Source organism: Pseudonocardia kunmingensis (assembly GCF_006716445.1).
GTDB classification, from domain to species: Bacteria; Actinomycetota; Actinomycetes; order Mycobacteriales; family Pseudonocardiaceae; genus Pseudonocardia; species Pseudonocardia kunmingensis.
Genome location: NZ_VFPA01000001.1, coordinates 417,305 through 441,880, shown reverse-complemented (window position 1 = coordinate 441,880; position 24,576 = coordinate 417,305). Strand labels below are relative to the sequence as shown.

Sequence of the window (24,576 nt, the reverse complement as noted above, 5' to 3'; positions counted from 1 at the left end):
GCGCTGTGCGCTAGTCCATCTCGATGGGTGGGCCGCCGAAGACGCCGAAGCTGACTGCCCAGTAGGCGAGGTAGAGGGCGAGCAGTGCGACCCCGTGCCAGCGCCGCAACCGGCCCGTGAAGACGAAGTAGGCGCCGAGGCCGGTCATGATGATCAAGGCGGGTAGGTGCCAGGTGAGCACCTCCGGTTCGATCACGATCCCGCCGGCGAGCAGGATGACGCCCAGCTTGCCGGTGACGGAGAAGACGACGCTGCCGATGACGTTGCCCACGCCGATCTCCGGGACGCCGCGGCGGATCGGCTCCACGGTGAGGAAGATGTCCTCGATCGTGAGGACCGCGGTCGCGATCGTCGCTCCGAAGAGCGTGCCCTCGAGCCCGTAGGTCTCCAGGATTCCCTCGGTGCCCATGCCCGTGGCCGTCGCGCCGATGATGAGGCCGGCGAGGGCGAGGACCGCCAGGCCGAGCCGGGTCCACCCCGACCGGCTGTCGGTGGTGACGAAGGGCATCGCGTCGGAGAAGGTGCGCTCGACGAACCCGCCCCGGGGCTTCCGGTCCGGCGGGTCCGCGACGGCCGTGCCACCGCCCCCGGACGCGCGCGCGGCGGCGTACGCCTCGTACACCTCCGCGTCGCGGAAGACCGGGGTGTCGCCGCGCGACTCCCGGGCGGCGACCCAGGCGATGAACACGACGAAGAGCGCGAGCAGGAACACGCCGTGCACCGCGGTGAGCGGCGCCATCACCGTGAACGCGACCATCACCAGCGGCGCGGCGGCGAGGACGACGATGTACGGGCGCGGGATGTTCACCCGGGTCGGGGTCAGGAGCGCGGCGAGCGCCAGCACGACGCCGGTCATCGAGAGCGCGGTGCCGAACACGACGCCGAGCGCGACGCCCTCGAGGTCCTCCAGGTTCAGCGCGACACCGAGGAAGATGTCGTCGAACTCGATCCCGGTGAAGATGATCGCCAGCAGGAACACCGACACCCGCAGCCCGCTGGCGATGCCGACGAGGTGACCGATGAGCTTCTCGGCGCTGTAGACCAGGAGCACCGCTCCCGCGAGGAAGATGAGGATCGACGTCACTGTCTGACCTCCTTGAGGGGAACCGACCTGGGAGCCGTCGAACGGGGGTGCGGGCGGGGGAGGAGCGTGGGCTCGCCGCGGGGCGCCGGGTCGTTCGCCCGATCGCCTGCGTTGCGCACGGCCTCGGCGACGAGTCCGTGGTCCGGCGACAGGTGGCACACCGGATCGGTCCGGGCGGGGTCGCCGGTGAGCTGGAACGCCTGGCAGCGGCACCCCCCGAAGTCGAGCTCGCGGCGTTCGCAGCTGCGGCACGGGTCCGCCATCCAGTCCGTACCCCGGAACTGCTGGAACAGCGGCGACTCGGCCCAGATCCAGGCGAGGGAGTGCTCGCGCACGCTCGCGCGGGGGAGCGGGAGGTCGTGCGCGGCCAGGCACGGCAGGGCGGCGCCGTCGGGTGCGAGGACGATCTGGCGGGCGGCCCACCCACCCATGCACGGCTTGGGGTAGCGCTCGTAGTAGTCGGGCAGGATGTAGAGGATCTGCATCCGGTCCTGCAGGCGTTCGCGTGCCGCCCGCACCGACTGCTCGGCCCGTTCGAGCTGCGCCCGGCTCGGCAGCAGGCCGTCGCGGTTGCGCCACGCCCAGCCGTAGTACTGGGTGTTGGCCAGCTCCACGCGGTCGGCGCCCATCTCCTCGACCAGCTCGAGGATGCCGTCGATCCGGTCGAGGTTCTGCCGGTGCAGGACCACGTTCACGGTCAGCGGCCAGCCCAGCTGCCGGACCAGGCGCGCCGCGTCGAGCTTGCGGGCGTACGAGGGTGTGCCGGCCAGCCGGTCGGACAGGCTGGGCTCGTCGGCCTGCACGCTGATCTGCACGTGGTCGAGCCCGGCGGCACGCAGCTGCTCGGCGCGGGCGGGGGAGAATCCGAGCCCGCTCGTCACGAGGTTCGAGTACATCCCCAGCTCGCGCCCGGTCCGCACGAGCTCGACGAGGTCCCGGCGCCGCAGCGGCTCGCCGCCGGACAGGTGCAGCTGCAGCGCACCGAGCTCCCGGGCCTCGGCGATCACCCGCTGCCACTCCGCCGTGGTCAGCTCGTCGGTGTAGGACGCGAGGTCGAGCGGGTTCGAGCAGTACGCGCAGTGCAGCGGGCAGTCGTAGGTGAGCTCGGCCAGCAGCGCGAACGGCCTATCCATCCGCGACCTCCAGCATGCGACGGGCGGCCAGCCGGACGAGGAAGCTCCGCACCTCCTCGTCGACCACCCGCTGGTACCGCGCGCTCAGCTCGGCCGCGAGCTCGGCCACCGTGCGCTCCCCGTCGCACAGTTCGAGGATCGCCGCGCCCGTCGCGTTCAGGACGACGACGGTCTCGGGCGAGAGCAGGACGTGCCGCTCCCGCGCCTGGTCGAACGTCAGCCGGACGTGCCGGGAGATGCGGGGGCGGGTCCCGCTACCGATCCGGGTAGGCGACATCGATGGCATCCAGCATGCTCCAGAGGACGTCGTTCTTGAACGACAGGGCCGCCACGGCGCCTGCCTGCTCATCGGGTGTGCGGCAGTACCGCGTCACGACCTCCAGCGCGTGCTCGGAGTCGCGCGGGGCCTGGGTGAGCCGGGCCCGGAAGTAGGCGAGCCCGGCGGGGTCGATCCAGGTGTAGTGGCGTTCGAACGCGGCGAGCCGCTGCGCCATCAGGTCCGGCGCGAACAGCTCGGTCAGCGACGAGGCCACCGCCTCGAGCCACGGGCGGGTGCGGGCGAAGGTCACGTAGGCGTCGACGGCGAACCGCACGCCCGGGACGACGTGGCGCTCGTCCTCCATCTCGTCCCGGGTCAGCCCCACCGCCTCGCCCAGGCGCAGCCAGGCCTCGATGCCGCCCTCCCCCTCGGCCGTGCCGTCGTGGTCGGTGATGCGGCGGATCCAGCGCCTGCGGATGTCGCGGTGCGGGCAGTGCGACAGGATCGCGGCGTCCTTGCGCGGGATGGCGGTCTGGTAGTAGAAGCGGTTGGCCGCCCAGCCCTGGATCTGGCGCCGGTCGAGGCTCCCCTCGTTCATCCTCCGGTGGAACGGGTGCAGCGAGTGGTAGCGCCGGGACTGCGCCCGCAACGCGGCCACGAACGAGTCGGTGTCCTGATCGGGGTCGGCCACGATCGCGGTCATACCTGCACCTCCAGGCCGTCCATGGCCACCTCCATGCCGTGCTCCTCGACGACGCGTCGCTGCGGCGAGTCCTCGAGCAGGATCGGGTTCGTGTTGTTGACGTGGACGTAGATCTTGCGTTCGACCGGCAGCGGTGCCAGCTGCGCGAGGCTCCCGCCGTCGCCCGCGATGGGCACGTGCCCCATCTCGCGCGCCGTCCTCCCGGCCAGGCCGAGCCGGACCAGCTCGTCGTCGTCGAGGCAGGTGCCGTCGACGAGCAGGCACGCGCAGCCCTCCAGCTGGTCCCGCACCGGGGTGAGGTCCTGGACACCCGGCAGGTAGACCGCGGAGCGGCCGGTCCGCTCGTCGGTCAGCCGGTAGCCGACCACCCGCCCCTTCTCGGTGGTGGGGCCGAAGCGGGCCCGTTTCGTCGTCGGCACGTCGAAGGCCCGGTAGCTCAGACCGTCGCCGAGCGGCGTGTCGGCGTCCGGGACGACCGGGTGCCAGCGCACCGGGCAGTAGGCCTCGAGCGTGCGCAGCAACGGGTTGCCGTCGGTGAGTGTGGCCCGCACCGACTCGGTCGCGTGCAGGTCGATCCCGCGTCCCTCGCGCAGGAGGAGCAGGCCGAGGGTGTGGTCGAGCTCGGCGTCGGTGAGCAGCACCGCGGCCACCGGCGTCGCCCGGCCCGCGCGCGGGTGCAGGGCGGGGGAGGACTCGATCTGGGTCAGGACGTCCGGTGAGGCGTTGAGCAGGAACCACCGGTCCCGGTCGGCGCTCACCGCGAGCGAGGACTGCGTGCGCGGCCGGCAGGGCCGCGATCCCTCCCGGACGGCCCGGCAGCCCGGGCAGTCGCAGTTCCACTGCGGGAACCCGCCTCCCGCCGCCGAGCCCAGCACGCGGATCCACACGTCGGCGTCCCCCTTCCCGGGGGACGCCGATCAGGCGTCCCCCGGATGAGTTCCTCACGGGTTCGGGTCAGTCCTCGGTCCGGGCGACGTACATCGTCACCTCGGGCGCGCACGCGACTTCCTCGAAATCGGGGGTCTCCCATTCAGCGAGCTCCACTCCGGTGTCACCTCCTCTCCCTCCCTCGATCACCATTCACCGGGCCACGATCCGGATTACGACTCGGGAAGGGCGAAGGCCATCAGCGCGCTCCCATGACCGGCACCGAGCATCCCGGGCAGGAACCCCTCGGCCCACCCGCCCCAGCCGACCGGCACGGCGATGAACTGTCGTCCGTCCACGCTGTAGGTGGTCGGGCTGCTGTGGTGGCCGCTACCGCACTGGAACTGCCACAGCTGCTCCCCGGTGCGGGCGTCGAGCGCGACGAACTCCCCGGACGGCTTGCCTGCGAACACCAGATCGCCGCCCGTGGCGAGCACGGAGGCGCACATCGGCAGGTCGTTGCGGTAGCGCCACTTCTCCTCACCGGCGGCGTCGAACGCGCTGATGGACCCCGCCATGTCGTCGATGTCCACCTGAACGCCCGCGCCCCAGTAGGGGATGCTCTCCTTGAACTCCCGGCGGCGCCGGGTGGCCGTTGCCCCGGTGTCCTGCACCGGGACGTAGAACAGCTCGGTCTTCGGGCTGTAGGCCGCGTGCGTCCATTCCTTGGCGCCGGCCGGGCCGGGGTAGAAGTGGACCGGGTCCCCTTCCTTGTCGGGGTACACCTTGGCCGTCACCTGGCCGTCCCTCGTGATCGCTCCCCAGGTGATCCGGTCGACGAACGGGGTGATGCTGATGCGTTCGCCGTTCGTGCGGTCGAGGACGAAGAAGTAACCGTTCTTGTCGAAGTGCCCGAGCAGTTTGCGCCCGTCGGACTCGAACAGGATGCACTCGCTGATGCTGTCGTAGTCCCACACGTCGTGCGGCGTGCACTGGTAGTGCCACTGGATCCGGCCGCTGTCGGCGTCGACGGCGATGATGCTGTCGGTGTAGAGGTTGTCACCGGGCCGCACGTCGCCGTCGAAGTCGGGTGCCGGGTTGCCGGTGCCCACGTACAGCAGGTTCGTCTCCGCGTCGAAGGTGCCGGTGAGCCAGCAGTTCGCGCCGCCGCGCGCCCACGCCTCGCCGTCCTCCGGCCAGGTCTCGGAGCCCGGCTCGCCCGGCTTCGGGACCGTGTAGCAGCGCCACACGTGCTCGCCGCTGTCGACGTCGAACGCGTCGAGGTGGCCGCGCACCCCGAACTCACCGCCCGAGCTCCCCACGATGACCATGTTCTTCACGACGAGCGGTGCGACGGTGGCGCTCTCACCGGCCCGCACGTCCCCGTAGGTCTTGTCCCAGACGCGCTTGCCGTTGGTGGCGTCGAGCGCCAGTACGTGGGCGTTCGCGGTGACGAAGAAGACCTTCCCCTTGGCCACGGCGACGCCGCGGTTGACGTTCCCGCAGCACAGCGACACGTCGAAGGGGACGGCGTGCTTGTACCGCCAGATCTCCACACCCGTCCTGGCGTCGAGCGCCCAGCACCAGCCGTCCCAGCCGGCGACGAACATGACCCCGTCGACGACGACCGGGGCGGCCTCGAACGAGTAGGTCGACGCGCCCGCGATCAGGCCGGTCGTCCCGGCCTGGAAGACCCATGCCGGGAGGAGGCGCTTGACGTTCTCGGTGTTGATCTGGTCCAGCGGGCTGTACCGCTGACCGTCGTAGGCCCCGTAGTAGGTGAGCCAGTTGTGCGGCTCCTCCTCGCGGGCCTTGAGGATTCGTTCGTAGGTGACGCCCTGCACCACCGGCGGTGCGACGTCCGCCCCCGGGGTCTTGTAGTTCAGAGTTCCCTGGTCGACGGCCTCGCCCGCGTCGACGTAATCAGCAGTCGTCATTACCCCTCCTCCTTCCTATGGCCGCGGCTGTTCGGGTCGGTCGAGTCGAGCCTCCGGCGGAACCTCGCCCAGGACGACGATCGCGCCGGTGAGTCCCCGGCCTTCGTCGTTCCCGGTGGGCGAGCTGAACCAGTAGTAGCCCGGCCCGTCGAGGTTGAGCGTCGCCCGCCCCTTCGAGTGGTTGACCAGCCAGATGAACTTCCGGTCACCATTGCTCGGCAGGAGCGCGCAATGCGTGTTCAGGTCGTCGTTGATGAGCGTGAGCTCGACGTCGCCCCCGTGCGGCAGGACCAGGACCGAGGGGTCCCAGCAGAGCTCGTCGGGGTTGATGCGGATCGTGGCCTCCATGCGGCCGTCGTCGCGTTCGGTGGCCTGCCCGATGTTCCCGGTCGCCAGCAGGCGACCTATCGTCGCTCGGTTCTGGCCCTTCAAGCCGATCTCGTCCAGCAGTTCCGATCGATCCTGCGCGGTGCTCGTCACCGGCTCCACCTCCTTGTGGGGTTCTCCTTCTCGACGCCTTCGCCCGGCGATCACGTGGGCCTGAGGATCACCTTCGTGTAGCCGTCGATGCGTTGGTCGAACTTCTGGTACGCGGTGGGGGCCTCCTCCAGTGGGAGCTCGTGGGACACGACGAAGCCGGGCCGCGCCCGGCCGGCGGTGATGAGGTCGCGCAGCTGGCGGTTGTAGCGCTTGACGTTCGCCTGCCCGGTGCTCACGCGCAGGCCCTTCTCGCACAGCGCGCCGAGGGCGACCCGCAGCACGCCCCGCTTGGCGTGCTCGTCGATCCCGCCCGGATCCGAGGGGACGTACCGGCCGGGCACGCCGATCGCCCCGGTGGGCCGCACGGTCCGCACGAGCTGGTTCAGCACCGCCGCCGGGTCCTCGCGGTCCCCCGATGCGTTGACGGCCTGGTAACCGACTGCGTCGATGCCCGCGTCGGTGCCCTCGCCGCGGGTCTGGTCCATGATCTGCTGGACCGGGTCGTCCCGGGAGAAGTCGATCGGCACCGCGCCGATCTCGGCGGCCTTGGCGAGCCGCTCGGCGACGCGGTCGACCACGAAGACCTGGGAGGCGCCGCGGAGCAGGGCGGAGTAGGCCGCCATCAGCCCGACCGGCCCGGCGCCGAACACGGCAACGGTGTTCCCCGGTGCGACGCCGGCGAGCTCGCAGCCGTGGTACCCGGCGGGGAAGATCCCGGCGAGCAGCGCGTAGTCGGACTCGTGATCGGTTCCTGCGGGCAGCGGCATGCAGTTGAAGTCCGCATAGGGCACGCGCAGGTACTCGGCCTGCCCTCCCGGATAGGGTCCCATCGCGGCATATCCGTACGCGCCGCCCGCGAAGCCCGACGGGTTCACGGTGAGGCAGAAGCCGGTGAGCCCGGCGAGGCAGTTCTTGCAGAAGCCGCAGGCCACGTTGAACGGCATCACCACGCGGTCGCCCTGCTCCAACGCGGTGACGCCACTCCCGACGTCCTCGACGATGCCCAGGTTCTCGTGGCCGAACACGATGCCGGGCTCCGCCGTCGTCCGGCCCTCGTACATGTGCAGGTCGGAACCGCAGATGCAGCTCGAGGTGATGCGCACGATCACGTCGTTCGGGTGCTCGATGTGCGGATCGGGGACCTCCTCCACGGCGACGTCGAAGGGCTTCCGGTAGACCACCGCCCGCATCGGTGCATCACCCCCAGTCGTGACTGCCGTGTCCCGCGTTCAGCCCTTGGAGCGCCGTCACCGGAGTGGTTAGCCTGGTGGCAGCTCGGTCCTGGCGGCACAGCGTCGTGTTCGTCCGATGCGCGCCCGGTGATCGTTGATCCTGATCGCTCATTGCCGTCGTCCAAAGGGGGATGGGATGAACGGAGCGCAAGCGGGAACGAACGGGGCCTGCACCGCAACGAGCGGTGTGGCGCTCGGGGGCGAGGGGCTCCGGACGATCACCGACGCGTGGGAGCGGTTCTCGGCGGGCACCGAGTCGGTCGAGGGGGTGCGGCCGGAGATCCTGATGTCCTGGTACCGGTGCCGGGAGGAGTACGAGGTCGACCCGCACCTGGACCGGGCACCGGCCGCGGCGGAGGTCGGAGCCCACTCGATCGACCACGACGTGGTGTACGCCGAGCTGGGGGGCATGGCCAGCACGGCGGCCCGGGAGGTCGACGGCCTCGACGGCCTCGTCACCGTCGCCGACCCCGCGGGCCGGGTGCTCGGCACCTGGGGGAGCCGCCGGATCGTGCACCTGGCCGCGGACAGCAACCTGGCGCCCTGGTCCACCTGGTCGGAGTGGGCGAGCGGCACCAACGGCATGGGCACCGCGCTGGAGAGCCACCGCCCCGTCATGGTCCGGGGTCCCGAGCACTGGTGCCGCGGCTTCCAGGGCTGGTCGTGCGCCGGTGTCGCGGTGCGCGACGTCGTCACCCACGACCCGCTCGCCGTCCTCAACATCTCGTGCTGGCAGAACCCGCTGTCCGACGCGGTGCTGCCGTGGCTGGCCAAGGTCGCCGCGGCCACCGAGGCGAAGCTGCGGCAGCGTGCGCACCACAGCGGCACCCTGCTGGCCGCCGCGTTCGCGGACGCGCGGGTGCCGCCCGCCACGCCGTTGGCCGCCGTGGACCTCGTCGGCAACGTCGTGCTGGCCAACAACGAGGCGGCGGTGCTGATGGGCACGCCCGCCGACACCCCCGCCTACGCGCCGGCCCACCGGTGGACACCCCAGTTCGCCACGTTGCCGCGCCTGGCCCGGCACGCGGTCGAGCGCGCCCGCAAGGACCCCGACTGGAAGGGCGCCACGCAGGTCTTCGTGCCGTTCCTCGGGGCCTCGGTGTCGGTCGCGGTCCACCCGGTCTTCACCGGGCCCCAGGTGATCGGCGTGCTGCTCGCCTTCGGGGCCGCCGACGGGTCCGCCCCGCCCGAGGCGCCGCCCGAGCCCGCACCCGGCCCGGGGCACGGGCGCCCGCTGCCCCGGGTCGTCGCGCTCCGCGAGGACCGCTGGGTCCTGCTCGACCCCCGCGAGATCCGCTTCGCCGAGTCCGACCACAACTCCGTCTGGCTCACCACCGACCACGGTCGTCTCGTGTCCGCCACCCGCGGCCTCGACCGGCTGGAGCAGCAGCTCGGGGACAAGGGCTTCCTGCGCGTCCACCGCCGCTTCCTGGTCAACCTCGGCCGGGTGCGGGAGGTCGAGCAGGGCTTCAAGGGCGCGCTGTTCCTCGCCACCGACGCGCGCACCCGCGAGACCGTGCCGGTCTCCCGCCGGCACGCGCCGCAGCTGCGTCAGGCGCTGGGGCTCTGACGGCCGCCGGTGTCGGCGAGGACGGTGGTCACGATCCTGCGGACCGCGTCGGCATCCGGTGCGGGCGCCGTCCGGTCGGCGAACAGCAGGTGGCCGGCCCCGATCAGGGTGGGGGCGAGCGTGGTCACGTCCGCGTCCCCGGGGATCCGGCCGAGGTCCCGCTCGGCGGCCAGGTAGCCGGCGATCATCGCCGTGGCCTCCGCGAGGAGCGGCACGCCCCCGGCGGGCCGGCCGTCGCGCAGGCGGGCGCGCAGCTCGTCCCGGGAGGTGATGAGGGCGACGATCGCCACGGCGACCGACCCGAAGAGCGTCGTCAGCGCCTCGGCGAGGGTGTCGGCCACCGTCCCGGTGCCCGCGGACGCGCGCAGCGCCGCGGCCTGGTCGTCGAGGCGGCCGATGCGGTCGCGCACGAGCTCGGCGAGGAAGCCGTCGAAGTCGGGGAAGTGCCGGTGCAGGACGCCCTTGGCGCACCCGGCCTCGGTGGTGACGGCACGGCTGGTGAGCCCGTGCGGCCCGGCCCGCAGCAGGACGCGCTCGGCGGCGTCGAACAGCTGCGTGCGGACGTCGCGGATGTGCACGCCGGTCGGCACCGGGTCCCCGTCCTCTGCTAGTGGGCGAACGCCCACTAGAGTGGGCGCATGCCCACCCTACCTCCGGAGCAGCACCGGGACATGGCGGAGTCGTTCGGCACGGACCCCGAGCGCTACGACCGGGCCCGGCCCCGCTACCCGGACGCACTGGTCGAGGCGGTGGTCGCCGCCGCCCCCGGACCGGACGTCCTCGACGTCGGCTGCGGCACCGGTATCGCGTCCCGGCAGTTCCGGGCGGCCGGGTGCCGCGTGCTCGGGGTGGACGTCGACGCCCGGATGGCCGCGTTCGCGCGCCGCAGCGACCTCGAGGTCGAGGTGGCGGCGTTCGAGCGCTGGGACCCGGCGGGCCGGGCGTTCGACGCGGTGGTGGCCGGGCAGACGTGGCACTGGGTGGATCCGGTGGCCGGCGCGGCCGCCGCGGCACGGGTGCTGCGGCCGCACGGGCTGCTGGCCGTGTTCTGGAACGAACCGCGCCCCGCGCCCGAGGTGGCCGACGCCTTCGCGGCCGTCTACCGCCGGGTCGTGCCCGACTCCCTCACCGCCCAGGGGCTCGGAGCCGGCTCCCACGGGCACAGCCCGCTGGTCAGCAGGGCGCTCGAGGGCATCCGGGAGGCCGGCGGGTTCGGCGAGCCGGAGCAGTGGCGGTTCGACTGGCAGCGTTCCTACAGCCGTGACGAATGGCTCGACCAGCTCGTGACCGGCGGCGAGGCCGCCCGGTTCGCACCGGCCACCCTGGACGAGCTGGTGGCCGGAATCGGCGCGGCCGTCGACGCACTGGGCGGCAGCGTCGCGATGCCCTACGCGACCGTGGCCGTGGTGGCTCGCACCCGGACGAACGGCACTTTCGTCGGTCCCTAGCCGACGAACGTGCCGTTCGTCATGCAAATCCCGTTCCGGATCGCGCTACGCGGCCGGGCGGGAGACCGCGCCGCGGCGCCGCAGGCTCCGGCGCTCGGCCTCGGTGGTCCCGCCGAAGATGCCGTGGTCCAGGCCGTTGTCGAGCGCGTGGTCCAGGCAGCGGGCGCGTACGGGGCAGATCGCGCAGACGGCCTTCGCGTGGTCGGCCTGACGGGCGCCCGGGCCGATCTCGGACACGGGGAAGAACAGCTCGGGGTCCTCGTCCCGGCATGCGGCCAGCTGCCGCCAGTCGTCGTGGATGAGCATGTGGTGCCGCCTCCAGCACGGCGCGCCGGCCCGCGCGCAGGTGAGCGCGGCGGGCGCTGTGGTTCGTGGGTGGGCGCCGCCTGCCGGCGGCGCGGGAAGTCCCGCGGAAACGCGAGGACCACGTCTACAACGCGCGGCGCCCACCTGGTGTTCCGGGCGGACACGGCGAGGCCCGCCCGGCGACGGTCATCAGTCGCGGGGCGGGCCCCGGGTCGTCGTCGGCGCCGGGTCAGCCCCGGGCGGACCCGACCTGACGGTGCGGCAGCACCCAACCCGGGCGCACGAAGTGGCAGGTGTAGCCGTAGGGGATCTTCTGCAGGTAGTCCTGGTGCTCCTCCTCGGCCTCCCAGAACGCGCCCGCCGCCGCGACCTCGGTGACCACCGGGCCCGGCCACAGGCCGGACGCGTCGACGTCGGCGATCGTGTCGAGCGCGACCTGCCGCTGCTCCTCGGAGGTGTAGAAGATCGCCGACCGGTAGCTGCGGCCGACGTCGTTGCCCTGGCGGTCCACGGTCGTCGGGTCGTGGATCTGGAAGAAGAACTCCAGCAGCTCGCGGTAGGTGATGACCTCGGGGTCGAAGACGATCTCCACCGCCTCGGCGTGGTCACCGTGGTTGCGGTACGTGGCGTCGGGCGTGTCCCCGCCCGAGTAGCCGACGCGGGTGGAGTGCACCCCGGGGCGCTTGCGCAGCAGTTCCTGCGCCCCCCAGAAGCAGCCACCCGCAAGGATCGCGCGATCGGTCGCCATCTGCTCGCCTCCGGTGTGCTCTCACGGCCGTCGACCGGTGTCGTCGTGCCTCCGCGGTCAACCGTCGCAGACCGCGGGATGTTCCGCGAACCCGGGAGCCGTCAGCGTCGCAGCGCCACCAGCTCGCCCTTGCCGACCGCGATGGTGGTGACGAGCAGGGAGGGGTCCTGGAGGAGGAGGTCGTGGAAGGGGGCGATCTCGTCGGGGTGGGAGAGCGCGTTGTCCGCGACGAGGACCCCACCGGGGCGCAGGACCCGCACGGGGTGCGGCCACCACGCGGTGTACTCGGTGCGTTCGGCGTCGAGGAAGAGGAGGTCGACCTCGCCGTCGGCCAGGGCGGCCAGCGCCTCGCCGCCGTCCTGGACCCGGAACTCCACGCGGTCGTCCAGGCCTGCTTCCGCGGCGCTGCGGCGGGCGTCGTCCTGGGCGGCGGGGTCGGTGTCGAGGCTGAGGACCGTCCCGCCGAGCGTGCGCGCGGCCTCCGCCAGCCACAGCGTCGACACGCCCCGCGAGGTGCCGATCTCGACGATGCGGCGGGCGCCCGTCGTGTGGGCCAGCAGCCGGACGAAGCGCCCTGCGTCGGGTTCGAGCACCCGCCAGCGGCGCAGCCGGTCGGGCTGGTCGGCGTCGTGGCGTTCCCCGGCGCGGGTCAGCTCGTCGATGATCTTCTGCACGGTGGGGTCCACCGAGTGATCGTCCTGCGGCTCGTGCGCCGGGGCAAGGGCGGACGGTCGCGGTTGACCGGCCCGGAAAGCGGTCATCCCGCGAGGAGGACGGTCGGCAGACGGGAGCAGCACGATGAGCAGGGGCGCGACATCGGAGGGCACCGGGGACACGGGCGGCAGCGCGCGCCCGGACAGTACGAGATCGGGTGACGGTCCGGCGGGTGCCTCTGCACCGGTCGCGGCCGACCGCCCGGCCGTGGACGGCGCGGCGATGTCCGTCCCGGAGATCGAGGCGGAGATCGAGGCCGAGATCGAGGAGCTGGGCGACGAGCGCCGCCAGGAGGCGGACCAGCTGCGCGAGGAGGTCGGCGCCACGGCCGCGGAGCTCACCGCCCGGTTCGACGTGAGGGCCAGGGCGCGGGCCGTGAAGGAGGAGACCGTCGCCCGGGTGGGGTGGCGTGGCCCCGCCGTCGTGGCCGCCGTCGCGGTGGTCGCCGTGCTGCTCGCGCGCCGGCGGCGCAGGGCGCGCTGACCTGCGGCGCCGACTGCGAGCTGTTACGTTCCGCCGACAGGGTCCCCTGCCTGGGAGCTGCCATGGCACCCGTCCGTGTCGGCGCGGCCACCGCGCCCGTGTCCACCTACGCCAACCTGCCCGTGTTGTGGATCTGCGCGCTCGCGGTCTTCGGCGTGATCATCCTGCAGACGCTCGTCTACCTCAGGGCGGCCCGGACCGACGGCCCCGACATCGGGTTCAGCCGGCAGGACCTGCGGACGTCCTTCCGGTCCGGCGCGGTGGCGGCCGTCGGGCCATCGCTCGCCATCGCGATCGTGGCGGTGGCCCTGCTGGCGCTCTTCGGCACTCCCGCCGTGCTCATCCGGATCGGGCTGGTCGGCTCCGCGGCCACGGAGGTGTCGTCGGCGAGCCTGGCGTCGGCGACGATGGGCGCCGACCTCGGTGGCGCCGACTACACCGCGGACGTGTTCGCGGTGGCGTTCTTCGCGATGGCGTTGTCCGGGGGCATGTGGATGGTCGCCACCCTCGTGCTCACCCCGCTGCTCAAGCGGGGGGACGTGCGGCTGCGGTCGATGAACCCCGCGCTGATGGCCATCGTCCCCTCGGCCGCCCTGCTGGGTGCGTTCGCCTCACTGGGCATCGCCGAGCTGGGCAAGACGGCCGTGCACATCATCACGGTCATCGTGTCCGCCCTGACCATGATGGCGTGCCTGGCGCTGGCGAGGACGCTGCGCCAGGCCTGGCTCCGGGAGTGGGGGCTGGGCATCTCCATCATCGTCGGGCTCGTCGTGGCGTACTTCGCCCACGGGGCCGGTCTCGCACCCCCGTCCTGACACCCGCCCGGACCTCGCGGAGGACATGCCGTGTCGACCTCGACCGACAGCCAGCAGGTGGCCTACGAGCGCTACGACCGGACCACCTCGCGGTGGGGCCGGATCACCATGCTGCTCGGCCTGCTCCTGTCCTGGGCCGCGCCCGCCTACCTCGTGTTCTTCACCGACCTGCAGCCCTCGCAGGCCGAGCTGTGGACCGGTTTCCTCGCGGTGGCGGCCGTGTTCGCCGCGGTCTGGGTCATCGAGCCGATCACCTACTTCCCGGTGCTCGGGCCGGCCGCGATGTACCAGGCCTTCATGATCGGGAACATCGCCAACAAGCTGCTGCCCTCGGCGATCGTCGCCCAGGTCGCGATCGACGCCAAGCCGGGCACCAGGCGCGCCGAGCTCGCCGCCGTGACGGCGATCTGCGGCGCCGTGGTCGTGCACGTCGTCTCGCTGCTGGTGCTGGTCGGGGCGCTGGGGACCTGGCTGGTCGGCGTGCTGCCGGAGAGCGTCGTCGAGGTGGCGCGGCTCTACATCTTCCCGGCGATCATCGGCGCGGTCGTCGTGCAGCTGGCGGCCTTCGTCCAGCAGCCCCGCGTCACCGTCATCGCCGTCGTGGTCGCCGCCCTGACCCAGCTGGTGCTCGTGCCCACCGTGCCCGCGGTGGCCAACTTCGCGACGGCGCTGGTGGTGCTGGTGACCATGGTCCTGGCCTGGTTCCTCCGCAACCGATCGACGCAGCACCCGGCGCCCGGCCGCCCCGAGACGAAGGACAGCCCATGACCGTGCTCCCCGCGCCCCCGCAGATCCCCACGGCCCTGCAGGACGACCTGCACGCGCTGTACCGGGGGCTGCACGCCGCTCCCGAGCTGTCGATGCAGGAGCACCGCACCGCGGCCCTGATCCGCCAGCGCATGGACGACCTGGGATGGGAGACCCACGCCGTCGGGGGCACCGGGGTGGCCGCCGTCCTGCGCAACGGTGACGGGCCGGTGGTCGCCTTCCGAGCGGACACCGACGCGCTGCCGGTGCAGGAGCGGACGGGCCTGGAGTACGCCAGCACCGCACGGGGCAGGCTCACCGACGGCACCGACGTGCCGGTGATGCACGCCTGCGGGCACGACGTCCACGTCACGTGCGCGATCGGTGCCGCCACGCTGCTGACCAGCAGCCGCGGGTCCTGGTCCGGGACGGTCGTCCTGCTCTTCCAGCCGGGCGAGGAGACCAGCGAGGGCGCCGAGGCGATGGTCGCCGACGGCTTGTGGGACCGGGTGCCGCGGCCGGAGGTCGTGTTCGGCCAGCACGTGTGGCCGGGCCGGGCGGGCACCGTCGAGGTCACCAGCGGTGCCGCGATGGCCATGGCGGACAGCTGGCGGGTCACGGTGCACGGGCGCGGCGGGCACGGCTCGCAGCCGGAGGCGACGATCGACCCCGTGGTGCTGGCGGCGCACATGGTGGTGCGGATCCAGAGCATCGTCTCGCGGGAGGTGCACCCGCAGCGCGCGGCCGTGGTGACGATCGCGAGCTTCCACGCGGGGCTGAAGGAGAACATCATCCCCTCCGTCGCCGAGTTCACGGTCAACGTGCGCAACCTGGACCTGCAGGTGCGGGACCGGGTGCTGGCGGCGTTGCGCCGGGTGATCGACGCGGAGGCGCAGGCCTCCGGGGCGCCGCAGCCCGACGTCGAGGAGCTCTACACCTTCCCGCTGCTGTACAACGACCCGGCCGCAACCGAGCAGCTCGCCGACGTCCTCGCCGGCGTGCTGGGGGCGGGCGCCGTCACCCGCACCGATCCCCGCATGGGGAGCGAGGACTTCGGCCACCTGCCGGACGCGATCGGCGTGCCCGGCGTCTACTGGTTCTTCGGGGGCATGCCGGACGAGGTCGTCGACGGCGGCGACCCGGTGCCCTCGAACCACTCGCCGCACTTCGCGCCGGTGCTGGAACCGACGCTCACCACCGGGGTGACGGCGGCGTACACGGCGATCCGGTCGCGCCTGCGGTGAGCGGGGGTGCGCTCGGCGGCCCCGGACGAGCGCAACGCCTGTTGGCATATCGTGGCGCGATGGCGTTCACCGACCGTTCGCTACCGGCGCGCGAGGCGATACTCCGCGCCGCCCGCAGCCGCTTCGCCGCCGACGGCTACGACCGCGCGACGATCCGGGCGATCGCCTCCGACGCCGGCATCGACCCGTCCATGGTGATGCGCTACTTCGGCAGCAAGCGGGAGCTGTTCGCCGTCGCCGCGGATTTCGACCTGCAGCTGCCCGACCTGTCCGGTGTCCCGCGCGACCGCGTCGGTCGCGTGCTGGGCGAGCACCTGCTGGCGCGGTGGGAGCACGACGACGGGCTCCAGATCCTCCTGCGCACGGCCGTGACCGACGACGACGCGGCGGATCTGATGCGCGGCATCTTCGCCGCGCAGCTGGCGCCGATGATCGCCGGCATCGCCGACGAGGGGGACGTGCCCACCCGTGCGGGGCTCGTCGCCACCCAGGCCCTCGGCGTGGCCCTGTGCCGCTACGTCCTGCGCCTCCCGCCGGTCGTGGCGATGACGCCGGCGGAGCTCGTCGAGTGGATCGCCCCGAACCTGCAGCGCTACCTCGTCGGATCGCCCTGAGGGACGGTGATCCGTAGGACCGGGAGCCACCGGCCGGGGGCGACCTCCCGCTCGCCGACCAGCTCGGCTCCCATGCGGAGGTAGAAGCCTTCGGCGTGGGGGTCGGACTCCAGGGTCACGGTGTCGAACCCGGCGCGGCGGGCCGCGTCGAGGGCGTGTTCCCAGAGCGTCCTGCCCAGGCCGGTGCCGATCGCCTCGGGTTCGAGGAACAGGTCCGCCAGGTCGCCGTGCGGGGGCCGGCCGGTGAGCTGGTAGTAGCCCAGCAGCGCACCGTCGCGTTCCGCGACGACGACCCGCCCGTCGCGGATGGCGGCCGGGCTGATCGACAGCACGTCGGCCCACCGGTCCAGCATCTCCCGCGGGTAGCCCCAGTGCGCCTTCGACCGTCGCGTCAGCCCCGTGAGCGCCTCCGCCTCGTCGGGTTCCGCGTGCCGCACGAGGATCTCGGCCATCGGCGCAGCATCACCCTTCGACGTGGTCGGTGGGCGCCGACAGCGCCTCGGTCAGCAACGCGACGAGCGCCTCGTGCTGCACGTCGGCCGACGACCCGACCTCCTCGTCCGACCCGTCGAGCGCCTGGGCGGCGAGGCCGGCCTTGCTGTCGATCAGCTCGGCGATCCGGGCGTCGATCGTCTGCGCGGCGATGATGCGCCACGCGGTGACCGGCTGGGACTGGCCGATGCGGTGGCTGCGGTCGATGGCCTGGGTCTGCTCCGCGGCGGTCCAGGAGAGCTCGGCGAGCACGAGGTCGGAGGCGACCTGGAGGTTGATGCCCACGCCTGCCGCGGTCAGCGAGCAGACCGCGACGGCCACTCCCGCGTCGTTCACGAACGCGTCGATGTTCCGCTGCCGCACCGCCGACGTCTGGTCGCCCCGGATCGAGGAGAAGCGGATCCCCTGCTGGGCGAACATCTCCTCGGCGGCGTCCATCACGTCGATGTGCTTGGCGAAGAAGACCACCTTGCCCGCGCTGCGCGCGAGCTGCGCCGCGTAGTCGGCGGCGAGGCCCGCCTTGGCCCGGCCGATGCGCCGCATCATGGTGAACACGTTGTCGCCGGCCTTCGCCTCGGCCGCGTCCTTCTGCTCCCACCGCACCACCTGGCGCACGAGGTCGTGGTCGATGCCGTCGGCGGTGGAGCCGGACGCGCGGCTCGCCAGTGCCTGCTCGTACCGCGCCACCATGCGGCGCGCCAGCTCGCGCTCGGCCGCCCGGATCGACCGGCCGACCGGCCCGTCCAGCTCGACGGGGAGGTCGGCGATGCGGCGCGCGGGGATGTCGGCGGCCACGTCGACCTTGCGCCTGCGGACGATGCCGAGGTCCACGACCGACTGGCGGGCTGTGGCGTAGAAGCCGGGGTCGGCGGGGGTCAGGCCGGTCTCGTCGAGCGCGTTCATCAGCTCGGCGCGCGGCTTCTTCTCGTCGATCCACCCGAGGAACTGCCAGATCGCCCGGAAGTCCTCGATGTCGTTGATCAGCGGGGTGCCGGTGAGGGCCATCAGCAGCGGGCGCGCGGTGAAGGACCGGACGCGCTCGGAGAGCGACAGGACGTGCCGCGAACGCTGCGAGGTCTTGTTCTTGATGAAGTGCGCCTCGTCGACGACCATGCCGCGCAGACCGATGTCGCCGAGCCATCCCACGTGGCGATCGAGCACCTCGTAGTTGACCACGATGATGTCGGCGAACCCGTCGATCGAGTCGCCGTCGCCGTGGATCACGGTCGCCGTGCGGTGGGGTGCCCACATCTCGGCCTCGCGCGCCCAGTTCGTCTTGACGACGTTCGGCACGACGACGAGCAGCGGGTAGGCGTTCGCGGCCTCCGCGGCGAGCAGCGCCTGGGCCGTCTTGCCCAGCCCCGGTTCGTCGGCGAGCAGGAAGGTCCGGTGGCCGGCCGCGGCCGCGGCGACCAGCCGGGCCTGGTGCGGCATCAGCTCCATGCCGGGTGGCGCGTACCGCGAGGTCGGGTCGGGGAGCGGCATGCACGTCGAGGCACCGCTCCCGGCACGCTCGAACGAGCTGAGCAGCGGGCCGATCAGCTCCCACGTGGCCAGCCGCGTCGGACGGGGTGCGCTGGGCCGGGCGGCGGAGGCGTCGGGGGCGAGGAAGGGGTTGGCCAGCTGCCGCGAGACGACCGACCGCGGCACCACCCGGTGCTCGGTGGCGGCGGGCGGGGGCTGCTCCGGCGGGCGCTCGTCGGCCGCCGGCTCGATGCCCGCGGTCCTCTGCATCTCGCGCTTGAGCGACCGGGCCTCGTCGGCGACGACGGCGTCCTCGGCGAGGAGCGCCATGAGCCCGGCATCCCGGACGGCGGTCTTCGCGAGGATCGTCGCGACGCCGTCGAGGCGCTTGAGCTGCTCGGCCCGGTGCGCGTCGCTGCCGGCCCCGTCCGCGCGGACCCGGGCGCGCTCCTCGCGCAGCAGGAGCGCGACCGCCTGGAACCTCGTGCGCGTCGCGGGCGTCACCCGGCCGCTGCGCAGGGCGGCCTCGACCTCCCGGACGGCGCGGGCGAGCACCGACATGACGTCCTCGCCGGCGTTGCCGCCGCGTCGACGGTCCCGCGGGGCGCCACGGCGAGCCCTGGTCTGGGGCTGGCCTCGTCGAGCCACGAACTCCTCCTCCGGGGTGCCCGGGACGGCCGCCGGGGCGGCCGTCCCGCGCACGGTGCTGCGGTCGGGCGGTGGGCGTCGCGGCGGAGGTCCGAGTGGACTCCTCGTCCGACGCGATGCGGACCCGCGCCTCATGTGGGAGACCGACGCCGTGGGGCGGAACGGGCCGCACACTGCGACGGCATGGCCCCGATCGATCGACCACCGGTCGCGGCGGCGGTATCGGCGCACCGGCCGGCCGTCGCCAGGTTTCCCGGTGATCGTACCGCCTCGCACGCCGTGCGGGGGGCTGCGCGGGCCACAGCCGTGCCGCGTGTCCCGAGCGGGGGCGTGCAGGCGTTCGACGGGCCGGTCCTGCGCGACCGGCGAGGGCGGTCGTCGCGCCGAACGGCGTCTGCCCAGCTCACGGGGCCTCCTCCGGGATCCGCGCGCGGCGCGCTCCCGGTGCGCGGGCGTCGTGCCGGTCGGTGTGCGGCGTCGCGGGCGACCGCGGCGGGCGGATCAGGCCTCGAGTGACTTTGGCCATGTTCCCCGCACCGCAGCCCTGCTCCGAGCCCTGGATGATCTTTCCCTCACCGGAACCACAGGAAGTGATCGCGACACTCGTCGGTGTGAGCGCGCTCCCCGAGACCGGTCTCCGCCACCCGGCGGCTCCACCGCGGCCCCGACCCCCGCTGCGGCATCGGACCCGCTTCCGGCTGGTGGCGTCCGGGGGCGTCGTCGGGGTCGCCCTGCTGACGCTGCCGGATCTCCTCCGCATCGACCGGATCACCCCGTTCGCGCAGGCGGTGTCGTTCCGGCCGTACGCGCTCGTGGGGGTGGCGGCGCTGGTGCTGGTCCTGGCCGGGCTCTCGTGGCGCTTCCGGCAGCTGATCCTGCCCGCCGCCGCGCTGTTGGTCGTGCTGGCGGTCGGGGCGGCCATGACCTTCCCCCGCACCCAGGCCGAGCCCGTGCCCTCGGGTGGGCGGCCCCTCACCGTGCTGGCGTTCAACGTGCTGGACGGCGCGGCGGACGTCACCGCGCTCGCGGAGCTCATCCGGGTCGAGCGGCCCGACCTGGCCGCGCTCATCGAGGTCGGCCCCTGGTACCGGGACCGGCTCGCCCCGCTGGTCGAGCCGCTGGGCTACCGCATGGTCACCGCGACCGGGACGGACTCCGACGGCGTCACCGACGTCTTCGGGGTCACGGCACTCGTCGCCGAGCACCTCGGCGAGGTGACGAGCCACGTCGACGCCTCGACCCCCTTCCCGATCGTGGAGATCGAGGCCGCCGGGCTCGCGGCGACGCGGTTCGTCGCGTTCCACGCGGTCGCGCCGCGACGCGGGGACGTCCGGCAGTGGAGCGCTGACCTGCGCACGCTGGAGCGGTACTGCGCGGGCGGTGCCCCGGCGATCGTCGCCGGCGACTTCAACGCGACGTTGGACCACTCGGTGCTGCGCGATGCCACCAGCGGGTGTTCCGATGCCGCGGCGCAGCGCGGACGGGCGCTGTGGCCCACCTGGCCGGCCTGGATGCCGGGCTGGTTCGGTCCGCAGATCGACCACGTGTTCGCCACCACGCCGATCGCGGCCGAGGACTTCACCGTCCACGAGATCGCCGGGAGCGACCACCGCGCCGTGCTGACCCGGCTCCGCCTCCCGGAGCAGTAGGCCCTGAGCAGGCCCGGAGCGGCGGACGAGCGTGCCTCTAGAATAGAGGCATGACGGCCCCTTCGGTGCTCGACGTCTGGCGATCGGGGAGGACGGATCGACTCGCCGGCCTCGTGGCCGACGACGTCGTCTTCTCCAGTCCCGCCGCCGACTACCGCGGCCGCGACGCCGCGTGCCACGTCCTCGGCCTCGTCGCGCGCGTGCTCGAGCAGGTCGAGAGGACCGCCGAGTGGGGGAGCGGGGACGAAACGGTCGCCGCGTTCACCGCGCGGGTCGCGGACGGGCAGCTGCACGGCATGCTGCGCGAGCGGCGCGACCACGCGGGCGCGTTGCTCCACGTCACCCTGTTCCTGCGGCCCTACCGGACGTTGCGCGTCGCGATCGGGCGCATGCGTGAGCTGCTCGAGGACGAGCCGCTCCCGACGGGGCGGTCGTGACGGCGCGCCGCTCGCAACCCGCGCGTTCCGCACCCCGCCCCGGGCGGCCCGTCCGCGGCTCGGCCACGGGCCGTCCGGTCATGGCGGTGTTCGACCTGCTCGGCCGCCGCTGGGTACTGCGGATCGTCTGGGAGCTCCACGTCGCCGCGACGCCGCTGACCTTCCGCGAGCTGCGCAGCGCCTGTGATGGGATCTCCTCCAGCGTCCTCACCCGTCGGCTCCACGAGCTGGCGGACGCCTGCCTCCTCACCCATGTCGGTGACGGGTACGCGCTCACGGCGACCGGCGAGGGGCTGGTGGTCGGTATGCAGCCCATCCTCGAATGGTCACGGGCCTGGAGCCGGGAGCTCGCCGGGAGGGGGCGGTCGTCCATCACGGGTGATGTCACCGCCGTCCGTCCCCCGCGACGCTGAGGGCGGCCGAGGGCGTGCCAACCCGCGGAGAGGACTCGGTACCCGGCAGCGATGGCGACCACGTCGACGTGCGGGGCGACCGCCGATCCGCTCGAGGCCGACACGGGATGAGGCCTGACGACGATGACGCACTACGAGTTCCGGGTACAGGGTCGGCTCACGGAGGAGGCCAGGAGCGCCATCGGCGACCTGCGCATCACCGAGGTCCCGCCCGAGACCGTGATCGACGGTGAGGTGCTCGACGAGTCGCACCTGCACGGCATCATCGTCCAGCTCCAGGCGCTCGGTATCACCGTGGTGTCGGCGCACCCGATCCCGGAGTAGCGGGGCCGGGTGCCGACGAACGGTCGGGACGCCGGTGTCCTCGCGCGGGTGTCCGCTCATCCGTGCGGGGCGATGCCGGGCGGGGTCGGGTGGGCGACGCTGGCGCCCCTGCCCGTCCGGTCAGGGTGGGAGGAGGCGAGGTCGACGATGGATCCTGCGAGGTACGAGGTCCGGCTGAACGGTCGTCTCTCCGAGCGCGCCCGCAGCGCGTTCTGCAGGATGGACGTCCGTTCGGTCCCGGCACAGACGATCATGTTCGGGGAGCTGTCCGAGCCGGCCGAGCTGCACGACCTGCTCGCGCTGTGCAACGCCATGGGACTGCAGGTCGTCTCCCTGCAACGGCTGCCCGACTGCTGAACCGACCGGGCCGGTCCGCGGTCACTCCGCGAACCAGACCTCCGCGAGGTCTGTGGCCCCGAGGCCCTGGTGGTGGGCGATCCGCTCGAGCGCCTCCGCGAGGCCGAGCGAGAGCGCTGCGGTGAAGTCGCGGAGCGCGGCGTCGCCCTCGTCCCGTGCGATCCGGTCGACGAGGGACTGCAGGGAGGCGAGCCCCCGTTCGTAGTTGTGGTCGTCGGACAGCACCGCGCGCATGGCCTCGAGGAGGTTGCGCGCCGATCCTGCCTCGGCGGATGGGTGACTCACGCTGGTACTCCTCGAGCCGATGGCGAGCGGCGTTGCTCCTCGACCGGGTGGAGTTGACGACTGTAACCCGCATGGACGCGTTGCGCTCCGTCCCCCGCGCGGGTGGAGGGCTCCGTTCGCCGGTACTCTCCGTCACGGCGCCGGAGCCGGGCCCCCCGCTCGGAGCTGTACCTACGGTCAGGTCCGAAGGAGCATCGCGTGGGCGAGGACAGGACGGGTCGCGACGATTCCCTCGACCTCTCCGCACGTGCCCGGGCCTACGAGCTGGTACGGGCCGCGCTGTCCGACCGCGACCAGGGCCGGGAAGGGGCGGCCGCGCGGAGCGCCGCTGGTGACGTGCTCGCCGAGGACGGGGTCGAGGGCCTGGCCGACGTCGCCGTCGACCTGGCGTTGCGGCTCGCGTCCGCCCTCGAACGGATCGCCGCCGACCAGGGCCTCGCCGCGGTCGACCTCGCCGAGGTGTGGTTCGCCGACTGAGCCGCCCGGCCGCTCCTCCGCGGCGGGTGGTGTGCGGGTCGACCGGCCGGTGGAGCGTCGTTCTGGTGGTGGTCCTGCTCGTGCTCCTGGTCCCGATCGGGATCCTCGTGTTCCTGCCGGCGATGGAGTGGCTCGAGGCCACGCTGCTCGGCCCCGCCCGTGCGGGAGGGGGAGACCCGGACGGCCCCGGCTACCCGCGGGCGCCGGGCGTTCGCCGGTTGACGCGCAGCTCGGCCAGGCGCCGGCCCGCGTACCGGTCGCCCGCACCGGCGAGCGTCCGCAGCTCGGCGACGGCCCGGTGATCGCCTCGTGCCGCGAGCAGGCGCACCAGCAGGATCGCGGCGTGGCCGTTGCCGGCCGCTGCGCGAGTGCGCAGCTCGCCGGCCGCCTCCTCGTCACCCCGGTCGACGAGCAGCCGGAGCAGCGCCTCCTCCGCGTAGCCGTTGCCCGCCTCGGCGTACGCCCGCAGCTCGGACACCGCCTCCGGGTCGCCGGGCTCCACCAGCCACTCGACCGCCAGGTCCGCCGCGTACCGCTCACCCGCACGAGCGCGTGACCGCACGGCCTCGGCGGTCTCCGGATCACCCATCGCGACCAGCAGCTCGGTGGCGTACCCGTCGCCACGGCCTGCGCGCGCCCGCAGCTCCGCGACGGCCGCATCGTCTCCCCGGTCGACCAGCAGCTCGACCAGCCGCTCCGATGCCGACCACACGCCGCGGTCCGCGAGCGCCCGCAGCTCGACCAGTGCCGCCTCGTCGTCGCGCATGCCGGCCTCCTCGCGCTCCTCGGGACGAGCGCCCGCCGCGACCACGCCCGTGAGGCCGCCTGCCCCTCAGCATTCGCCGGTGCGGGACGTCGCCCGTCACCCGCTCGAGGTGGCTCCACCGCTCGCCCGGTCGGGTCGGCGGCGCTGGTGCGGTGCCGCGGCCGGACGCCGGGACCGGGGGTGCGGTACCGGCTCACCCGTACCAGGTGACGAAACCGCCGCGGCTCCTCGCGACCATCGGAAGGCTGGATCTTCGGAGGGACTCCGACGTCACCGAAGACATCGCTTTCGATCCACGAGAGACGAGAAGGCCCATGTCCACATCGCACGAGACCGCCTCCGGCGGCAGCGCCGGCTACCACGAGCCGGTCGGGCGCGGCGAGACCTCGCCCTGGGTGACGGGGCTCGCGGTGTTCGCGGGTTCCCTCATGATCGTCATAGGGATCTTCCACGCCACCGTGGGGCTGGTCGCGCTCTTCCGGAACGAGGTCTACGTCGTCGGCGTGGAGTACATGTTCGCCTTCGACGTGACGACGTGGGGGTGGATCCACCTGGTCGCAGGCGTCCTGGTCCTCGCCGCCGGGTGCGCGGTGCTGGCCGGGCAGCTGTGGGGACGCATCGTCGGCATCGCCCTCGCCGTGCTGAGCATGGTCGCGAACTTCCTGTTCGTGCCCTACTACCCGGTCTGGGCCCTGTTGATCATCGCGCTCGACGTCTTCGTGATCTGGGCGTTGTGCTCGTTCGACCGTGACGCGGCCGCGCGCTGATTCGCGAGTGGGCACGAGGCGACTCGACCGTCCGGTAATTGTGCATGCACGTTTACCCGCGGCGGTCACGCTGCGCGATAATCGGCGTCCCTCTTTCGGGCGGGATCGTTCCG

At 73.0% G+C, this 24,576-nt stretch carries 31 protein-coding genes; 14 read left to right on the top strand and 17 right to left on the bottom strand.

Annotation, left to right across the window (positions count from 1 at the left end):
- Window positions 1–10 precede the first annotated feature (10 nt).
- The 9 genes from FB558_RS02055 to FB558_RS02015 form a co-directional block, all read right to left on the bottom strand.
- Window positions 11–1,084: a sodium:calcium antiporter gene (locus FB558_RS02055; RefSeq protein WP_142047566.1), complete on the bottom strand. Its 1,074-nt coding sequence runs from the start codon at window positions 1,082–1,084 to the stop codon at window positions 11–13.
- Entirely contained in the window at window positions 1,081–2,217 is a 1,137-nt protein-coding gene (gene pqqE, locus FB558_RS02050; protein WP_142047564.1) for a pyrroloquinoline quinone biosynthesis protein PqqE, read from the bottom strand. Before pqqE ends, FB558_RS02055 begins: the two co-directional genes overlap by 4 nt.
- A complete protein-coding gene (gene pqqD / locus FB558_RS02045; protein ID WP_211365996.1) occupies window positions 2,210–2,494 on the bottom strand; it encodes a pyrroloquinoline quinone biosynthesis peptide chaperone PqqD in 285 nt (94 codons plus the stop codon). The genes pqqE and pqqD overlap by 8 nt, the downstream gene beginning before the upstream one ends.
- Entirely contained in the window at window positions 2,472–3,179 is a 708-nt protein-coding gene (gene pqqC / locus FB558_RS02040) for a pyrroloquinoline-quinone synthase PqqC (RefSeq protein WP_142047560.1), read from the bottom strand. The genes pqqD and pqqC overlap by 23 nt, the downstream gene beginning before the upstream one ends.
- Window positions 3,176–4,066, bottom strand: coding sequence for a pyrroloquinoline quinone biosynthesis protein PqqB (gene pqqB, locus FB558_RS02035; protein ID WP_142047558.1), 891 nt, complete (start codon window positions 4,064–4,066; stop codon window positions 3,176–3,178). Before pqqB ends, pqqC begins: the two co-directional genes overlap by 4 nt.
- Before the next feature lie 67 nt (window positions 4,067–4,133).
- Window positions 4,134–4,223: a pyrroloquinoline quinone precursor peptide PqqA gene (pqqA, locus tag FB558_RS02030; RefSeq protein ID WP_246106210.1), complete on the bottom strand. Its 90-nt coding sequence runs from the start codon at window positions 4,221–4,223 to the stop codon at window positions 4,134–4,136.
- 56 nt (window positions 4,224–4,279) lie between these two features.
- On the bottom strand, window positions 4,280–5,983 hold the full coding sequence (locus FB558_RS02025; RefSeq protein WP_142047554.1) for a PQQ-dependent dehydrogenase, methanol/ethanol family: 1,704 nt from the start codon (window positions 5,981–5,983) through the stop codon (window positions 4,280–4,282).
- 15 nt (window positions 5,984–5,998) lie between these two features.
- Window positions 5,999–6,463, bottom strand: coding sequence for an MSMEG_3727 family PQQ-associated protein (locus FB558_RS02020; RefSeq protein ID WP_142047552.1), 465 nt, complete (start codon window positions 6,461–6,463; stop codon window positions 5,999–6,001).
- 50 nt (window positions 6,464–6,513) lie between these two features.
- The gene (locus FB558_RS02015; RefSeq protein ID WP_142047550.1) at window positions 6,514–7,653 is read right to left on the bottom strand and encodes a glutathione-independent formaldehyde dehydrogenase; all 1,140 of its coding nucleotides are present in this window, start codon (window positions 7,651–7,653) and stop codon (window positions 6,514–6,516) included.
- Between the two features lie 178 nt (window positions 7,654–7,831).
- Here FB558_RS02015 and FB558_RS02010 point away from each other — a divergent pair, with 178 nt between their 5' ends.
- Window positions 7,832–9,265 carry a DNA-binding protein gene (locus FB558_RS02010; RefSeq protein ID WP_142047548.1) on the top strand — a complete coding sequence of 478 codons (1,434 nt, stop codon included), beginning with the start codon at window positions 7,832–7,834 and terminating at the stop codon, window positions 9,263–9,265.
- Here FB558_RS02010 and FB558_RS02005 read toward each other — a convergent pair.
- The gene (locus FB558_RS02005) at window positions 9,247–9,855 is read right to left on the bottom strand and encodes a TetR/AcrR family transcriptional regulator (RefSeq protein WP_142047546.1); all 609 of its coding nucleotides are present in this window, start codon (window positions 9,853–9,855) and stop codon (window positions 9,247–9,249) included. The genes FB558_RS02010 and FB558_RS02005 overlap by 19 nt on opposite strands.
- Window positions 9,856–9,903: 48 nt before the next feature.
- Between FB558_RS02005 and FB558_RS02000 the strand changes: the two genes are divergently transcribed.
- Window positions 9,904–10,713, top strand: a complete 810-nt coding sequence (locus FB558_RS02000; RefSeq protein WP_142047543.1) for a class I SAM-dependent methyltransferase — start codon at window positions 9,904–9,906, stop codon at window positions 10,711–10,713.
- Between the two features lie 45 nt (window positions 10,714–10,758).
- On the opposite strand, the gene FB558_RS01995 is transcribed toward FB558_RS02000, so the two are convergent.
- The 3 genes from FB558_RS01995 to FB558_RS01985 all read right to left on the bottom strand — a co-directional run bounded on the left by FB558_RS01995 (window position 10,759) and on the right by FB558_RS01985 (window position 12,453).
- Complete coding sequence (locus tag FB558_RS01995; protein ID WP_142047541.1) at window positions 10,759–11,019, bottom strand: WhiB family transcriptional regulator; 261 nt, start codon at window positions 11,017–11,019, stop codon at window positions 10,759–10,761.
- A 229-nt stretch (window positions 11,020–11,248) separates the two neighbouring features.
- Complete coding sequence (gene msrA, locus FB558_RS01990) at window positions 11,249–11,767, bottom strand: peptide-methionine (S)-S-oxide reductase MsrA (protein WP_142047539.1); 519 nt, start codon at window positions 11,765–11,767, stop codon at window positions 11,249–11,251.
- Window positions 11,768–11,868: 101 nt separating this feature from the next.
- Window positions 11,869–12,453 (bottom strand): O-methyltransferase, encoded by a 585-nt coding sequence (locus tag FB558_RS01985; protein ID WP_211365993.1) that lies wholly within the window; start codon window positions 12,451–12,453, stop codon window positions 11,869–11,871.
- 250 nt (window positions 12,454–12,703) lie between these two features.
- Here FB558_RS01985 and FB558_RS01980 point away from each other — a divergent pair, with 250 nt between their 5' ends.
- The 5 genes from FB558_RS01980 (at window position 12,704) to FB558_RS01960 (ending at window position 16,384) form a co-directional block, all read left to right on the top strand.
- Window positions 12,704–12,964 (top strand): DUF3618 domain-containing protein, encoded by a 261-nt coding sequence (locus tag FB558_RS01980; protein ID WP_142047535.1) that lies wholly within the window; start codon window positions 12,704–12,706, stop codon window positions 12,962–12,964.
- A 62-nt stretch (window positions 12,965–13,026) separates the two neighbouring features.
- A complete protein-coding gene (locus FB558_RS01975; protein ID WP_142047533.1) occupies window positions 13,027–13,779 on the top strand; it encodes a DUF5058 family protein in 753 nt (250 codons plus the stop codon).
- A 30-nt stretch (window positions 13,780–13,809) separates the two neighbouring features.
- Window positions 13,810–14,547: a hypothetical protein gene (locus FB558_RS01970; RefSeq protein ID WP_142047531.1), complete on the top strand. Its 738-nt coding sequence runs from the start codon at window positions 13,810–13,812 to the stop codon at window positions 14,545–14,547.
- The gene (locus FB558_RS01965) at window positions 14,544–15,770 is read left to right on the top strand and encodes an amidohydrolase (RefSeq protein WP_142047529.1); all 1,227 of its coding nucleotides are present in this window, start codon (window positions 14,544–14,546) and stop codon (window positions 15,768–15,770) included. Before FB558_RS01970 ends, FB558_RS01965 begins: the two co-directional genes overlap by 4 nt.
- Window positions 15,771–15,829: 59 nt before the next feature.
- Window positions 15,830–16,384: a TetR/AcrR family transcriptional regulator gene (locus FB558_RS01960; RefSeq protein WP_142047527.1), complete on the top strand. Its 555-nt coding sequence runs from the start codon at window positions 15,830–15,832 to the stop codon at window positions 16,382–16,384.
- Here the strand turns inward: FB558_RS01960 and FB558_RS01955 are convergent.
- Both FB558_RS01955 and FB558_RS01950 read right to left on the bottom strand, forming a co-directional pair.
- On the bottom strand, window positions 16,363–16,836 hold the full coding sequence (locus tag FB558_RS01955; protein ID WP_142047525.1) for a GNAT family N-acetyltransferase: 474 nt from the start codon (window positions 16,834–16,836) through the stop codon (window positions 16,363–16,365). The two genes, FB558_RS01960 and FB558_RS01955, sit on opposite strands and share 22 nt — an antisense overlap.
- A gap of 10 nt (window positions 16,837–16,846) precedes the next feature.
- Window positions 16,847–18,988: a DEAD/DEAH box helicase gene (locus tag FB558_RS01950; protein WP_142047523.1), complete on the bottom strand. Its 2,142-nt coding sequence runs from the start codon at window positions 18,986–18,988 to the stop codon at window positions 16,847–16,849.
- Between the two features lie 611 nt (window positions 18,989–19,599).
- On the opposite strand from FB558_RS01950, the gene FB558_RS01945 reads away from it, so the two are divergent.
- The 5 genes from FB558_RS01945 (at window position 19,600) to FB558_RS01925 (ending at window position 22,168) form a co-directional block, all read left to right on the top strand.
- Complete coding sequence (locus FB558_RS01945; protein ID WP_142047521.1) at window positions 19,600–20,637, top strand: endonuclease/exonuclease/phosphatase family protein; 1,038 nt, start codon at window positions 19,600–19,602, stop codon at window positions 20,635–20,637.
- Window positions 20,638–20,687: 50 nt separating this feature from the next.
- Window positions 20,688–21,074 carry a nuclear transport factor 2-like protein gene (locus tag FB558_RS01940; RefSeq protein ID WP_142047519.1) on the top strand — a complete coding sequence of 129 codons (387 nt, stop codon included), beginning with the start codon at window positions 20,688–20,690 and terminating at the stop codon, window positions 21,072–21,074.
- Window positions 21,075–21,154: 80 nt separating this feature from the next.
- Window positions 21,155–21,487, top strand: coding sequence for a winged helix-turn-helix transcriptional regulator (locus tag FB558_RS01935; protein ID WP_142047517.1), 333 nt, complete (start codon window positions 21,155–21,157; stop codon window positions 21,485–21,487).
- Between the two features lie 123 nt (window positions 21,488–21,610).
- The gene (locus FB558_RS01930; RefSeq protein ID WP_142047515.1) at window positions 21,611–21,811 is read left to right on the top strand and encodes a hypothetical protein; all 201 of its coding nucleotides are present in this window, start codon (window positions 21,611–21,613) and stop codon (window positions 21,809–21,811) included.
- Window positions 21,812–21,958: 147 nt separating this feature from the next.
- A complete protein-coding gene (locus FB558_RS01925; RefSeq protein ID WP_142047513.1) occupies window positions 21,959–22,168 on the top strand; it encodes a hypothetical protein in 210 nt (69 codons plus the stop codon).
- A gap of 21 nt (window positions 22,169–22,189) precedes the next feature.
- On the opposite strand, the gene FB558_RS01920 is transcribed toward FB558_RS01925, so the two are convergent.
- Window positions 22,190–22,453: a hypothetical protein gene (locus FB558_RS01920; protein ID WP_142047511.1), complete on the bottom strand. Its 264-nt coding sequence runs from the start codon at window positions 22,451–22,453 to the stop codon at window positions 22,190–22,192.
- A 198-nt stretch (window positions 22,454–22,651) separates the two neighbouring features.
- Here FB558_RS01920 and FB558_RS01915 point away from each other — a divergent pair, with 198 nt between their 5' ends.
- On the top strand, window positions 22,652–22,930 hold the full coding sequence (locus FB558_RS01915; protein WP_142047508.1) for a hypothetical protein: 279 nt from the start codon (window positions 22,652–22,654) through the stop codon (window positions 22,928–22,930).
- A gap of 190 nt (window positions 22,931–23,120) precedes the next feature.
- Here FB558_RS01915 and FB558_RS01910 read toward each other — a convergent pair whose 3' ends face one another.
- The gene (locus FB558_RS01910) at window positions 23,121–23,696 is read right to left on the bottom strand and encodes a hypothetical protein (RefSeq protein WP_142047506.1); all 576 of its coding nucleotides are present in this window, start codon (window positions 23,694–23,696) and stop codon (window positions 23,121–23,123) included.
- A 314-nt stretch (window positions 23,697–24,010) separates the two neighbouring features.
- Here FB558_RS01910 and FB558_RS01905 point away from each other — a divergent pair, with 314 nt between their 5' ends.
- Entirely contained in the window at window positions 24,011–24,463 is a 453-nt protein-coding gene (locus FB558_RS01905) for a DUF7144 family membrane protein (RefSeq protein ID WP_246106209.1), read from the top strand.
- Window positions 24,464–24,576 lie beyond the last annotated feature (113 nt).

What these genes read in the sequence shown, in the direction of transcription:
- FB558_RS01995 (WP_142047541.1), bottom strand. Translation starts at nt 11,019, where the DNA reads ATGCTCATCCACGACGACTGGCGGCAGCTGGCCGCATGCCGGGACGAG.
- FB558_RS01980 (WP_142047535.1), top strand. Translation starts at nt 12,704, where the DNA reads ATGTCCGTCCCGGAGATCGAGGCGGAGATCGAGGCCGAGATCGAGGAG.
- FB558_RS01910 (WP_142047506.1), bottom strand. Translation starts at nt 23,696, where the DNA reads ATGCGCGACGACGAGGCGGCACTGGTCGAGCTGCGGGCGCTCGCGGAC.
- pqqC (WP_142047560.1), bottom strand. Translation starts at nt 3,179, where the DNA reads ATGACCGCGATCGTGGCCGACCCCGATCAGGACACCGACTCGTTCGTG.
- FB558_RS01940 (WP_142047519.1), top strand. Translation starts at nt 20,688, where the DNA reads ATGACGGCCCCTTCGGTGCTCGACGTCTGGCGATCGGGGAGGACGGAT.
- msrA (WP_142047539.1), bottom strand. Translation starts at nt 11,767, where the DNA reads ATGGCGACCGATCGCGCGATCCTTGCGGGTGGCTGCTTCTGGGGGGCG.
- FB558_RS01935 (WP_142047517.1), top strand. Translation starts at nt 21,155, where the DNA reads ATGGCGGTGTTCGACCTGCTCGGCCGCCGCTGGGTACTGCGGATCGTC.
- FB558_RS02010 (WP_142047548.1), top strand. Translation starts at nt 7,832, where the DNA reads ATGAACGGAGCGCAAGCGGGAACGAACGGGGCCTGCACCGCAACGAGC.
- FB558_RS01965 (WP_142047529.1), top strand. Translation starts at nt 14,544, where the DNA reads ATGACCGTGCTCCCCGCGCCCCCGCAGATCCCCACGGCCCTGCAGGAC.
- FB558_RS01905 (WP_246106209.1), top strand. Translation starts at nt 24,011, where the DNA reads ATGTCCACATCGCACGAGACCGCCTCCGGCGGCAGCGCCGGCTACCAC.
- FB558_RS01960 (WP_142047527.1), top strand. Translation starts at nt 15,830, where the DNA reads ATGGCGTTCACCGACCGTTCGCTACCGGCGCGCGAGGCGATACTCCGC.
- FB558_RS02015 (WP_142047550.1), bottom strand. Translation starts at nt 7,653, where the DNA reads ATGCGGGCGGTGGTCTACCGGAAGCCCTTCGACGTCGCCGTGGAGGAG.
- FB558_RS02025 (WP_142047554.1), bottom strand. Translation starts at nt 5,983, where the DNA reads ATGACGACTGCTGATTACGTCGACGCGGGCGAGGCCGTCGACCAGGGA.
- FB558_RS01930 (WP_142047515.1), top strand. Translation starts at nt 21,611, where the DNA reads ATGACGCACTACGAGTTCCGGGTACAGGGTCGGCTCACGGAGGAGGCC.
- FB558_RS02000 (WP_142047543.1), top strand. Translation starts at nt 9,904, where the DNA reads ATGCCCACCCTACCTCCGGAGCAGCACCGGGACATGGCGGAGTCGTTC.
- FB558_RS01955 (WP_142047525.1), bottom strand. Translation starts at nt 16,836, where the DNA reads ATGGCCGAGATCCTCGTGCGGCACGCGGAACCCGACGAGGCGGAGGCG.
- pqqE (WP_142047564.1), bottom strand. Translation starts at nt 2,217, where the DNA reads ATGGATAGGCCGTTCGCGCTGCTGGCCGAGCTCACCTACGACTGCCCG.
- FB558_RS01975 (WP_142047533.1), top strand. Translation starts at nt 13,027, where the DNA reads ATGGCACCCGTCCGTGTCGGCGCGGCCACCGCGCCCGTGTCCACCTAC.
- FB558_RS01925 (WP_142047513.1), top strand. Translation starts at nt 21,959, where the DNA reads ATGGATCCTGCGAGGTACGAGGTCCGGCTGAACGGTCGTCTCTCCGAG.
- pqqD (WP_211365996.1), bottom strand. Translation starts at nt 2,494, where the DNA reads ATGTCGCCTACCCGGATCGGTAGCGGGACCCGCCCCCGCATCTCCCGG.